Source organism: Streptomyces sp. NPDC029151, from assembly GCF_055564315.1.
Genome location: NZ_JBVHWQ010000002.1, coordinates 579559 through 591471, shown reverse-complemented (window position 1 = coordinate 591471; position 11913 = coordinate 579559). Strand labels below are relative to the sequence as shown.

Annotated in this window: 9 protein-coding genes; 5 read left to right on the top strand and 4 right to left on the bottom strand. The window is 69.5% G+C overall.

What is annotated here, in order from left to right; all coding sequences use genetic code 11:
- Positions 1-28: 28 nt before the first annotated feature.
- The 3 genes from ACZ4VF_RS10410 to ACZ4VF_RS10400 form a co-directional block, all read right to left on the bottom strand.
- On the bottom strand, positions 29-775 hold the full coding sequence (locus ACZ4VF_RS10410; protein ID WP_467924699.1) for an ABC transporter ATP-binding protein: 747 nt from the start codon (positions 773-775) through the stop codon (positions 29-31).
- On the bottom strand, positions 772-2838 hold the full coding sequence (locus tag ACZ4VF_RS10405) for a hypothetical protein (RefSeq protein WP_467924697.1): 2067 nt from the start codon (positions 2836-2838) through the stop codon (positions 772-774). The genes ACZ4VF_RS10410 and ACZ4VF_RS10405 overlap by 4 nt, the downstream gene beginning before the upstream one ends.
- A gap of 111 nt (positions 2839-2949) precedes the next feature.
- On the bottom strand, positions 2950-3228 hold the full coding sequence (locus ACZ4VF_RS10400; RefSeq protein WP_467924695.1) for a lactococcin 972 family bacteriocin: 279 nt from the start codon (positions 3226-3228) through the stop codon (positions 2950-2952).
- Between the two features lie 427 nt (positions 3229-3655).
- Here ACZ4VF_RS10400 and ACZ4VF_RS10395 point away from each other — a divergent pair, with 427 nt between their 5' ends.
- A complete protein-coding gene (locus ACZ4VF_RS10395) occupies positions 3656-5071 on the top strand; it encodes a glycosyltransferase family 39 protein (protein WP_467924693.1) in 1416 nt (471 codons plus the stop codon).
- Positions 5072-5463: 392 nt separating this feature from the next.
- Here ACZ4VF_RS10395 and panB read toward each other — a convergent pair whose 3' ends face one another.
- A complete protein-coding gene (gene panB, locus ACZ4VF_RS10390) occupies positions 5464-6342 on the bottom strand; it encodes a 3-methyl-2-oxobutanoate hydroxymethyltransferase (protein ID WP_467924691.1) in 879 nt (292 codons plus the stop codon).
- A 226-nt stretch (positions 6343-6568) separates the two neighbouring features.
- On the opposite strand from panB, the gene ACZ4VF_RS10385 reads away from it, so the two are divergent.
- The 4 genes from ACZ4VF_RS10385 to ACZ4VF_RS10370 all read left to right on the top strand — a co-directional run bounded on the left by ACZ4VF_RS10385 (position 6569) and on the right by ACZ4VF_RS10370 (position 11421).
- On the top strand, positions 6569-8155 hold the full coding sequence (locus ACZ4VF_RS10385) for an MFS transporter (RefSeq protein ID WP_467924689.1): 1587 nt from the start codon (positions 6569-6571) through the stop codon (positions 8153-8155).
- A gap of 76 nt (positions 8156-8231) precedes the next feature.
- Positions 8232-8861: a TetR/AcrR family transcriptional regulator gene (locus ACZ4VF_RS10380; protein WP_467924687.1), complete on the top strand. Its 630-nt coding sequence runs from the start codon at positions 8232-8234 to the stop codon at positions 8859-8861.
- Between the two features lie 187 nt (positions 8862-9048).
- The gene (locus ACZ4VF_RS10375) at positions 9049-10098 is read left to right on the top strand and encodes an endonuclease/exonuclease/phosphatase family protein (RefSeq protein ID WP_467924685.1); all 1050 of its coding nucleotides are present in this window, start codon (positions 9049-9051) and stop codon (positions 10096-10098) included.
- A 105-nt stretch (positions 10099-10203) separates the two neighbouring features.
- The gene (locus tag ACZ4VF_RS10370) at positions 10204-11421 is read left to right on the top strand and encodes an MFS transporter (protein WP_467924683.1); all 1218 of its coding nucleotides are present in this window, start codon (positions 10204-10206) and stop codon (positions 11419-11421) included.
- Positions 11422-11913: the final 492 nt, after the last annotated feature.

Genomic DNA, 11913 nt, shown 5'->3' with positions numbered 1-11913 from the left:
ATCACCGCCGGCGTGGCCCGCCAGCGGGTCAGCGGCCCGCCGGGGTCGGGTCCGGACTGACCGGTTGCCGCGGCGAAGGCTCCGTGAACGACGACTTGTGTACGGCGAAGACCGCGTCGCAGCGGTCCCGGACGGTGGCGTCGTGAGTGGCGAGCACCACGGCGCATCCGGCGCGGTTCAGTTCGCGGAGGATGTCGATGACGGCCGTGGTGTTGGCGTCGTCGAGGGCGCCCGTGGGTTCGTCCGCCAGGACCAGCGTCGGCTGCTGGACGAGGAGCCGGGCCAGGGCCACACGCTGCTGTTCGCCGCCGCTCAGTTGGTGAATCCGTGTTCCTCCCCGGCCCGCGAGGCCCACGCGGTCCAAAGCCTCGGCGATGCCCGGTCCGCCGCTGCCCTGTCTCGTCCGCCGTGGTTTGACGGCCACTTCCAGATTCTCGTCGACGGTCGCGTTCTCGATCAGGGCGTAGTGCTGGAACAGGTAGCCGAGGCTGGCCCGTCGGAACCGGCGGGTCTCTTTCCTGCCGAGGCGCGTGATGTCCTTTCCCTGGTATCGAATCGTCCCGGTCGTCGGTTTGTCGAGCAGTCCGAGGCAGTTGAGGAGGGTGGATTTGCCTGACCCGCTGGGGCCGACGAGCGCGAGCATCTCACCCTGGCGCACAGTGAAGTCGACATCGCGCCAGAGAACTCGGTGCTCGAACACTTTGGACAGGCTCTCGACCTCGACCACAATGTTCTCAGGGTTGGTGGAGGAAATCCCTGCACCGGTAGGGTTCATGCCGCAGTCGCCCCTTCCTTCACTATCCGACGATGGAAGAACCCGAGAGCCAGCAGCACCGCTCCAAATTCGACCGCGACCAAAGCGGTGATGAGACCGACGTCCAGCGCGGTGAGGTGAGTCGGCTGAAAAGGAGCGGGGGCACCGGCGGCCGCAAGTTCCTTCAGATGCTGTTCCTGCTGCCACGTCTCGAATGGAATCCGGGTGGCAAAGATTGCCCCGATAGCCAATTCGACGGCGAGGATGAAGCGATGCGTGGCGACATACCGCCAGCCGCTGATGTGTCGTGCGAAAATCTTCTGCGCGTTCTTGCGGGCGTAGATGAGGCAAACGCCCACACCGGCGACGATGAGAATAGTGACGGCAACGACAAGGTTGAACACCTGCAGCCGTAGCTCGCTGACGGATTTTCTGAGATCCAAGGCGGTTTTCTGGCCGACGGGGCTCATCCCGCTGATGTAGCTCTGCAGCCCGTTCGTCTTGATGCCGTTCAGCGCGTCATTCGGATCCGGGAAGACTACTCCCGCCTGAGTGGCGTAGGTGGTGTAGGCGTCATCGGTGAGGAATCGTGAACCATTGGGTACGGCGATGATCACCGGATCGAGCAGCATGGACCTGTCCTCGTCGGGACCGTGTGCCGAGTTGTAGACGTAGGCGCCGCTGTTGTACCCGAAGAGGCGCTGTCCCGATCTGCTTTTCAACGCCTTGAATGGGATATGGCGATCTTGATGCGGGTCGATGATTTCTGACGCCGCCTTCGTGATCACCGCTGCATGAGAAGAAAGAGACTCGGGGATGATCACGCGCACCGGACGTGTGTCCGGGGCCTTGCCGCGCTCGGCCTGAGAGGTAAAGCGCAACCCTGCTGGATCCCGTACGGGCCGCTCGGCAAGGTAAGTGTCGTTGACGACGAGGAATTCGCCGGATGGCAGATGGGCACCGGGAGCGGATATCTGGAGGTCCTTCCGGCCGGCGAGGACGACCTCCCCGCGCTGGTCGGCCTGGCGCAGCCACGGTCCCACATGCTCGTCCAGTTGCTCCGTGTGCATGGCGAAGGCGCCACTGAGCCGGATCGAGACCGCGTCGCCCACCGTCTCGTAGACCTCTTGGTTCTCCAGGCGCATCACCACGCCCCGGCCCGCGACGGTGACGTTCGTCGCGATACCGAGCGCGAGCAGCAGCGCGGGAATGCGCACGAGGTAGACGCTGATGGATGCGGCTCGTGCGGGCAACGCGCCTTTGAGGGCCTGCAGTACGTCCACCCTGTAGGTCAGGGCGAGCATGCCCAGGTGGGCCGCGAGTACAAGGGCGACCAGGACGACGGCGGCCGCCGTGGCCACCTCGGCGAACAGTCCGAGCCAGGCGAAGCCGTTGTAGAAGCCGAGGAAGGCGGCTGTCAGCACCGCCACAGTGCCGGCCGCGGCGATCCAGAAGACGGCCAGTTGTCGTAGGTCACGCAGGAAAATGCCGATCAGGGACATGCCCTGCATGCGGAGAACGCCATATCCCTTGGCGTTGAGGAGCACGCTCGCGCCGGTCATCGTCACGGCCGCGAGGGCGACCACGCAGAAGGCTTGGAACAGCGGGTCGTCTGAGTGCTGCTCGGTCAATTCAGAGTAGGACAACGGGTGGGTCACGCTGGTGGTGAGACCAAGACCACCGAGTTCGGCCACCAGCGCGTCGACTGCCTCGGGTGGCCCGAAGACGTAGTACGAGCCGCGGGGATCGTATGGCCCCGCCTCGGATATCGGGTGCACGCGTGTCGCGTAGTTCCTGCTGAATTCTGGATATCCGCGGTCCAACCATCCCGCCGTCACGGAAGTGTCGCCGCCCGGAGCCAGATACAGATGCCGGAGCCCGTCGGGATTCTTTAGATCAGGTATCTCACGGGCTATCCCGACTTTGTGATCGGACGAGAAAGCCTTGACGGCCTCGACGACTTGGGTTCCGTTCTTCGACCCGTCGGAGTCGATGATTTCGACCAGTGCCGAGTTTCCCAGCACTCCGGTCTCGTCGAGACCGCGTACGAAAAGAAAGGCCAGCGCTGCGGCGAAGGCCAGCACCGCGACGTGGACGACTCTTGCCCCTCGATGCAGCATCTGATATCGATCCAGTTCAAACTCATGGGAGAACAGCTGCGGGGGCGGGGAGCGCCCGCCCCCGCAGCTGGCCGGTCAGCAGCTGGGGTCGTAATAGTAAGAAATGCTGCCGCCGTTCTTCGTGCCCGAGGCGAGAGACCATTCACCCTTGGTCGTGCAGCCGCTCTTGAAGGTCTGACTCCCGATCTTCACCGACGACGCGTGCCAGTTTTTCGGGTGCTTGAAGTTAGACCAAGCCGTGTTGGCGCCCTCGTCGTAACTCCACTTACCGCCGGCAACGTCGATGGTGGTGGCGATCGCGGGGGTTGCCGCAGCGAAAATGAGGGCTGCAGATGCAACGGCGGCCTTGACCACGTTTCTCCTGTGCATGAGATCCACCTCTCACTGGAGTTTCCTGTGGGCTTTCCGTGAACAGTTCAAAAGCTTTGACCACGGGATGATCGCGATGCAACCGTTTTATCGCCGATCGGTGGACAGATGGCCGAAACGCCATCGCTTGTCAGGTGAGTTGGCGCGAATGAGGGCAGAGGAATTGAGACAGTGGCGTGATCTCTCGGGGTGTAGTGACGGCGGGATCGGGGGCGTTGCCGCGCGGGCCGTTGCATTTCGCTAGGGTGCTGCGGGCGACGGCCGTCAGGTGACCTCTGACGGCCGGTTCTCATCGACACCGCCCCGGGAGTCCTTCCTCATGCCGACCGGCCGAAAATTAGAGACGGCGTTCCGCTTTCCGCTGTCCCGGAAACCACCTGCGGCGCTGACTCCCCCGTATCACGCCGGTCTCGTGTGGTTGCTGCCGGCGCTGTGGACGTTAGCCTTCGGCCTGTGGGGGTTGTCGCGGCAGCACAGTGTGTGGCGGGACGAGGCCGCGACCTGGCAGGTGGCCCGACGCTCCACGGCGGAGATATGGCACATGCTGGCGAACGTGGACGTGGTCCATGGGCTCTACTACCTGCTCATGCACCTGCTGTTCGAGTGCTTCGGCCCCAGTACCACGACCCTGCGGCTGCCCTCGGTGATGGCAATGGCGGTGGCGGCGGCCTGCGTGGCCGTCATCGGCCGCCGCCTGTCCGGTGCCTGGGCGGGTCTGGCCGGCGGAATGGCTTTCGCGCTGCTGCCGGCCGTGCAGTTCTATCTCCAGGAGGGCCGCTCGTACGCGCTGGTGGCGGCCGGCGCCGGGATCTCCACCCTGCTCCTCGTGACCGCCCTGGAACGGCCGGTCGGGACGAGTCACTGGGTCGCCCATGGCGCCGTCGTTCTCCTCACGGGCCTCCTGAACTGGCTCTCACTCATGATCCTCGCGGCGCAATTGGCCACCTTGCTCTGGGTCCGGGCCGAGCGCGCGGTCCTGACTCGTTGGGCGGTCGCGGCCGGGTGCGCCACCGCGGGTGTACTGCCGTTGATCGTGTTCAGCCGGAGCCAGTCCGCGCAGTTGTCCTGGATCCCGCCGCTGTCCGGGCACATGCTGATCGGTCCAGGGGTCCTGCTGGCGATCGGTGGTGCCGGCGCGCTGCTGGACCGGCCGCGGACGGCCCGGTTGTCGGCGGCGGCCGTGGGACTGCCGCTGCTGGCGGTGCCGCAACTCGGCCTCGTCCTGCTGTCCCTGGTCCAGCCGGTGTTCCTGGACCGCTACGTCCTCTACAGCATGCTGGGCCTGGCACTGCTGATCGGTACGGCCGTCGGCTCGGCGGTACAGGCGGCCAAGCCCCGCTTCCCGAAGACGTCGAGGTGGATCCTTCCCGCGGTGCTCGCCGTGGCGGTGCCGGCCCTGCTGCCACAGTCACTGGCCAAGAGATCCCCGGCGAGCAGGGTGGACGATGTCCTCGCGGTCGCCTCGGACGTACGGCACTTGAAGCACAGGGGGGATGCAGTGCTCTTCATCCCCTCGGCCCGCAGGGACACTGAGTCCGTCTCGCCGAACGCCTTCGCAGGGCTCCGGGACATAGCGCTCGCGGAGACCCCGGAGGAGTCCGGCACCCTGAAAGGCGTGGAGGCGGCCCCGGGGCGCATACGTATCGCGATCCTGGCCGAACACCGAGTCCTCCTGGTCTCGGACTCATCCGGGGTGGCCCGCCCGCTGACGGCCGCGCGCGACAGAATGAAGATCGCCGTTCTGCGCAAGTACTTCACACCGATGGCCGATGAACAACGTCGCGGCCGCAGGGTGACCGTGTACGAACGCCGGCCCGGGCCTCGCTGACGACGTGTGCCCGCCCAGCGCGGTCGGTCACCCGTCACAGCGCCTGGCGGATCGCGCGGCGCGTGTTCGGGCGCAGCCCGGGCCAGGCACGTACGGGCCGGCTGTCGGCCGCTGTGCGAGCGCACCCAGTGCGGCGGGCACCTCGCCTTTGGTCGCGGCAGGCTCGGTGGTGGCCGGGACGAGCAGGACGGGGACGACGCCTCGCCTGCCGGAGACGGTCGGTGCGCGGGGGCTGGGTGGCGCGATCGGCGGTCACGGCGCGAACCGCGCCGGCCGCTGCCGGGCGGTCCGGGAAGACGAACGTGCACACCCCTTGTAACCGCCAGGCGCGGAAACCGGCCGGCCCGCCGACGGGGGATGATCGGCGGGCCGGCCTGTGGTGCCGCAGTGGCTCAGTGGACGGAGTGCTCCTCCAGCGGGAACGTTCCGCCGACGACGTCCTCCGCGAACGCCTTCGCCGCGTCGCCCATGACCTCACGGAGGTTCGCGTACTTCTTCACGAACTTCGGCACCCGGCCGGACGTCAGGCCCAGCATGTCGGTCCAGACGAGCACCTGCGCGTCCGTCTCCGGTCCGGCGCCGATGCCGACCGTCGGGATGTGCAGCACGCGCGTCACCTCGGCCGCGAGCTCCGCCGGCACCAGCTCCAGCACCACCGCGAACGCGCCCGCGTCCTGCACGGCCTTGGCGTCCCGCAGCAGCTGCTGCGCCGCCTCCTCGCCCCGCCCCTGCACGCGGTAGCCCATCGCGTTGACGGACTGCGGGGTCAGCCCGATGTGGGCCATGACCGGGATGCCGGACTCCACCAGCAGCCGGATCTGTTCGTGCGACCGCTCGCCGCCCTCCAGCTTGACCGCGCCGACCCCGGCCTCCTTCACCAGCCGGGTCGCCGAGCGCAGCGCCTGCACCGGGCCCTCCTGGTAGGAGCCGAAGGGGAGGTCGCCGACGATCAGGGCGCGCTGCGTGCCGCGTACGACGGCGGCGGACAGCATGGTCATCTCGTCGAGGGTGACGGGCACGGTGGTCTCGTACCCGAGGTGGCAGTTGCCCGCGGAGTCGCCGACCAGGATCACGGGGATCCCGGCCTCGTCGAAGACGGAGGCGGTCATCGCGTCGTAGGCGGTGAGCATGGGCCACTTCTCGCCCCGCTCCTTGGCGAGGGCGATGTCGCGGACGGTGATGCGGCGGGTGCCCTTTCCTCCGTAGAGGCTCCCGTACAGCGCCTTGCTGCCGTCGGAAGGTGTGTTCTGGGCAGCCGAAAGCTGCGTCATGGCAACGGCTCCTTCAGTCATCTCGAAGCGCCCTTACGGCGTCCCCGGATCGACTCCATGGTGGCACCTCGTGCCATCGGGGGCCAGGGGTACCCCCCTGTGATCCCCCGCCCAGGACGGGAACCCGGGCGAGCCGGGGGGTGCGTAAGCCCCTCGCGAGTAAGGTCTCGGTAAAGAATTAAGATACGAGACGGTTCCGTATCGAAATGATCGTAGGCTCGAACCCATGACAAGTCCCGTCCCTGCCTCCCGAATACCGGAAGCGGTCCACCGGCGCCGCTGGGCGATCCTCGGCGTGCTGATGCTGAGCCTGCTCATCGTCGTGCTCGACAACTCGATCCTGAACGTCGCGATCAAGACCATCGCGACCCCCGCGCCGACCGGCCTCGGCGCCACCCAGAGCGAGATCGAGTGGGCGATCAACGCCTACACCCTCGTCTTCGCCGGCCTGCTGTTCACCGCCGGACTCGTCGGCGACCGGATCGGCCGCAAGAAGGTGCTGCTCGGCGGCATCGCCGTCTTCGGCATCGGCTCCGCCCTCGCCGCCGAGTCCGGCTCGCCCGGCCAGCTGATCGCCTACCGCGCCCTGATGGCCCTCGGTGCCGCCTTCGTGATGCCGGCCACGCTCGCCGTCCTCATGAACGTCTTCGAACGCGAGGAACAGCCCAAGGCCATCGGCATCTGGGCCGGAGGCGTCGGCCTCGCCATCGCCATCGGCCCGATCACCGGCGGCGCGCTGCTCGACCACTTCTGGTGGGGCTCGGTCTTCTTCGTCAACGTGCCCATCGTGATCGTCGCCCTGGTCCTGATGACCTGGCTGGTGCCCGACTCCCGCGACCCGAAGCCCGGCCGCCTCGACCCCGTCGGCGTGGTCCTGTCCGTCGTCGGCCTGGTCCTGCTGGTCTACGGCATCATCAAGGGCGGCGAACTCGCCGACTTCACCGACGCCAAGGTGCTGGCCACCATCCTCGCCGGCCTCGCCGTCCTGGTCGCCTTCGTCGTCTTCGAGAAGCGCAGCGACCACCCCTCCCTCGACGTCACCTACTTCCGCAACAAGGTCTTCTCGGCCGCCATGAGCGCCATCGCGCTGGTCTTCTTCGCGCTGATGGGCGTCACGTTCTTCGGCGTCTTCTACACCCAGAGCGTGCGCGGCTACTCCCCGCTGGAGTCCGGCGTGCTGATGCTGCCGCTCGCCCTCGCCCAGCTGGTGTTCGCGCCGCGCGCCCGGCTCGTGGTCGACCGGTTCGGCAACAAGGCCACCACCACCGGGGGCCTGCTGCTGATCGCCGCGACCCTGGCCGCGTTCGCCGCCTTCGAGGCCGACACGCCCATCTGGCTGCTGGAGGTCGTCTTCTTCCTCATGGGCGCCGGCATGGCGCACATCATGACGCCGACCTCCGTCGTCATCATGCAGGCCCTGCCCCGCGAGAAGGCCGGCTCCGCCTCCGCGCTCAGCAACACCTTCCGCCAGGTCGGCGGCGCCCTCGGCATCGCCGTCCTCGGCTCGGTGCTGGCCACCTCCTACCGCGACGGCATCGAGGACAAGCTCGGCCTGCTGCCGCCGGGCGTGCGCGCCACCGCCGGCGAGTCCATCGAGGCCACCCTCGGCGTCGCCGAGAAGCTCGGCCCGCGCGGCGAGGCCCTCGTCACCCCCGCCCACGACGCCTTCCTGCACGCCATGCACGTCACCGCCCTGTGCGGTACGGGCGTCGCGCTGATCGGCGCCGTGGTGACCGCCCTGTTCCTGCCGGGCAGGCCGCCGGCCGGTCAGCGGCGGGAGGAGGAGCCGGAACTGGTCGCCGCCGGGGAGTGAGGTCCGCGCGCGGTTCCACGGGGGAAGGAGGCCGCTGCGGGACAATTCCCGCAGCACAGTGAGAGGACGGAACGACGTGAGCCTTGCCGACCAGCGGTCGCGCCCGGACGGACCCGCCCGGGGCCGCCCGCGCAGCGAAGCCGTGGAACACGCCATCCTGGAAGGCGTGATGAAGCTCCTGGAGGAGGGCGTGCCCCTCGCCGAGCTGTCCATCGAGCGGGTCGCGCGCACGGCCGGGGTCGGCAAGGCCACCATCTACCGCCGCTGGAGCGGCAAGGAGGAACTGTTCGTCGACGTCGTACGCGCCGCCGAACCCCCCGACCCCGAACTCCCCGGCACCTCCGTGCGCGACGACCTCGTGGTGCTGCTGGAGGCCCTGCGCCAGCGCGGACTCGTCAGCCGCTCCTCGGCGATCCTGCACAACGTGTACGCCCAGATGAAGTCCGCCCCCAAGGTGTGGGCGGCGTACCACGCGAGCGTCATAGAGCCCCGGCGCGTCCTCACCCTGGACGTGCTGCGCCGCGGGCAGGAGAACGGCGAGATCCGGGCGGACGTCGACCTGGACCTGGCCAACGACATGTTCGTCGGCCCCATGCTCGTCCGCTCGGTGATGCGCCCCGAGGCGGACCTGCCCGAGGGCCTCGCGGAGCGGATCGTCGACGCGGTCCTCGACGGCCTACGGCCCGTCAGGTCGACAGTCTCGTAGCGCCCGTGTGCGCGTTTCGTCACAGACCCCGCCCCCGCGGGGGCTGACCGGAACTCCCCGCCCCGGCCCGTTCGTCCTCGTCTTCCGTACGGCCGTCATGGGACGGCGGGAACGGAGCCGATCATCCCCTAGGGTCGGAAGAGCACGGGGGCGAACGGTGTGCACGGCAGGCAGTGAGGCAGACGGTATGGCGCAGCAGGCGTACATGACGGAGACGGTGGGCGGCGGCTCGGGGCCCGAGCGACCGGGATCCCGGCTTCGGCGCCTCGCGCACCGCCTGTTCTCCGGCTGGCGGAGCGACCCACGGATCTGGCGGCGCGGCCTCGTCCTGGCCGTTCTGGCCCTGCTGCTCGCGCTGGTGATGCTGGTGCACGCCCACATCCCCAACGCGGTGGGCAACCTCGGCTCACTCACCGAGACGTTTCTGCCCTGGCTGGGCCTGGCCATCCCGGTGCTGCTGGTCCTCGCCCTCGTCCGGAAGTCCGCGACCGCCCTGGCCGCGGTCGTCCTCCCGGCGGTCGTCTGGCTCAACCTCTTCGGCGGGCTGCTGACCGACAGGGCGGGCAGCGGCGGCGACCTCATGGTGGCCACCCACAACGTCAACGCCGACAACCCCGACCCGGCCGCGACCGCACGGGACGTGGCCGCCTCCGGCGCCGACGTCCTGGCGCTGGAGGAACTGCCCGCCTCCTCCGTTCCGGTCTACGAGAAGGCACTCGCGCCGACGTACAAGTACCACGCGGTGGTCGGCACGGTCGGCCTGTGGAGCAAGTACCCGATGACCGGTGTCGAGGCCGTGGACATCAAGCTCGGCTGGAAGCGGGCCATGCGCGCCACGCTCGCCACGCCCAGGGGCCCGATCGCGGTCTACGTCGCCCACCTGCCCTCGGTGCGGGTGAAGATGGAGGCCGGGTTCACCGCCCGGCAGCGGGACAAGAGCGCCGACGCGCTGGGCGAGGCCATCGCCGACGAGCCGCTGAAGCGGGTCGTCCTCCTCGGCGACCTCAACGGCACGATGAACGACCGCGCGCTCAACGCGGTCACCTCCCAGCTGCGCTCCACGCAGGGTGCCGCGGGCAGCGGCTTCGGGTTCAGCTGGCCGGCGTCGTTCCCGATGGCCCGCATCGACCAGATCATGGTCCGGGGGGCCGAGCCGGAGAGCAGCTGGACGCTGCCGCGCACGAACAGCGACCACCTGCCGGTGGCGGCGCGTGTGACGCTCGACACGTCCTCGTAACCGGTTGGAATACCGAGCCTGGGAGATTTTGTTCCGGAACTGAACTTACACGCGACGGAACTCCGCTCAGCCCGCTCTCCCCCTTCGAAAGGCACAGGCTCTTCCATGCCCCTGGCCCTGCTCGCACTGGCCGTCGGCGCCTTCGGTATCGGTACCACCGAGTTCGTGATGATGGGCCTCCTGCCCGACGTCGCGGACGACCTGGACATCTCCCTCCCCGCCGCCGGCCACCTGGTCTCGGCGTACGCGCTCGGCGTCGTCATCGGCGCCCCCCTGCTGGCCGCGCTCACCGCGCGCATGCCCCGCCGCACGGTCCTGATCTCCCTCATGGCCCTGTTCGTGGCCGGCAACGCCCTGTCGGCGTTCGCCCCCGGCAACGGCTCCCTGCTGGCCGCCCGCTTCCTCAGCGGCCTTCCGCACGGCGCCTTCTTCGGCGTGGGCGCGGTCGTCGCCACGGGGATGGTCCCGCCCGAGCGCAAGGCCCGCTCGGTGTCCCTGATGTTCCTCGGCCTGACCGTCGCCAACGTCGCGGGCGTGCCCGTGGCCACCCTGATGGGCCAGCACCTGGGCTGGCGGGCCACCTTCCTCGGGGTGAGCGCCATCGGAGTGGCGGCGATAGCCTCCCTCGCCCTCCTGATCCCGCACGACGGCAGGCACGAGGCCGCCTCGACCGGCCTGCGCGGCGAACTGGCCGCCCTGCGGTCCCTGCCGGTCTGGCTGGCCCTCGGCACGACGGTGGCGGGCTTCGGCGCGCTCTTCGCGGCCTACAGCTACGTGACGCCGATGCTGACGGACACCGCGGGCTACGCGGAGACGAACGTGACCCTGCTCCTGGCCCTCTTCGGCGTCGGCGCCACGGCCGGCAACCTCCTGGGCGGCCGCCTGGCGGACCACTCGCTCCGGGCCACCCTCTTCGGCGGCCTGGCGTCCCTGGCGGCCGTGCTCCTGCTGTTCCCCCTGCTGATGCGGGCGGAGTGGAGCGCGGCCCTGGCGGTGACCCTGCTGGGCACGGCGGCGTTCGTGACCGGCTCCCCGCTCCAGCTGATGGTCATGGAGAAGGCCGCGGCGGCCCCCTCCCTCGCCTCCTCGGCCAACCAGGCCGCCTTCAACCTGGCCAACGCCGGCGGCGCCTGGATCGGCGGCCTGGCCCTCGCGGCCGGCTTCGGTACGACGTCCCCCGCCCTCGCGGGAGCGGCCCTGGCGGTCCTGGGCCTGGGCGTGGCGGGCGTGGCCTACGCGGTGGACCGCGGGCGGACGGCCCCGTCGGCGGGCCGGGTGGTCGCGTCCGGCGTGCCGGAGGAGTCGGGGGCGCTGCGCGGCTGAGGCCGTGCCCCGGGGCCGGCCGCGGGCGCCGGTCCCAGGGAAACGGCGCGGCCCCGGCCGTCCGTGGTGGCGGCCACCGCCGTGTGCGCGGTCGCGTACGGGGGCCGGTCTCGGCTCGGGTCCGGTGCTCTTCGCGCTGCGGAACCGGACGCCGGGGGGTTGGCGGGCCGGAGGGCGGTTCGTTCGGGCGGGTCGGTGAGCTGGGTGAGGGTGCGCCCGGTCACGGTTCGGCTGGGACTCGGTGCTCTTCGCGCCGTGGGACCGGACGCCGGGGGGTTGGCGGGGTGGGCGGCGGTTCGTTTGGGCGGGTCGGTGAGCTGGGTGAGGGTGTGCCCGGTCTCGGCTCGGCTGGGACTCGGTGCTCTTCGCGCCGTGGGACCGGACGCCGGGGGTTTGGCGGGGCGGACGGCGGTTCGTTCGGGCGGGTCGGTGAGCTGGGTGAGGGTGTGCCCGGTCACGGTTCGGCTGGGACTCGGTGCTCTTCGCGCCGTG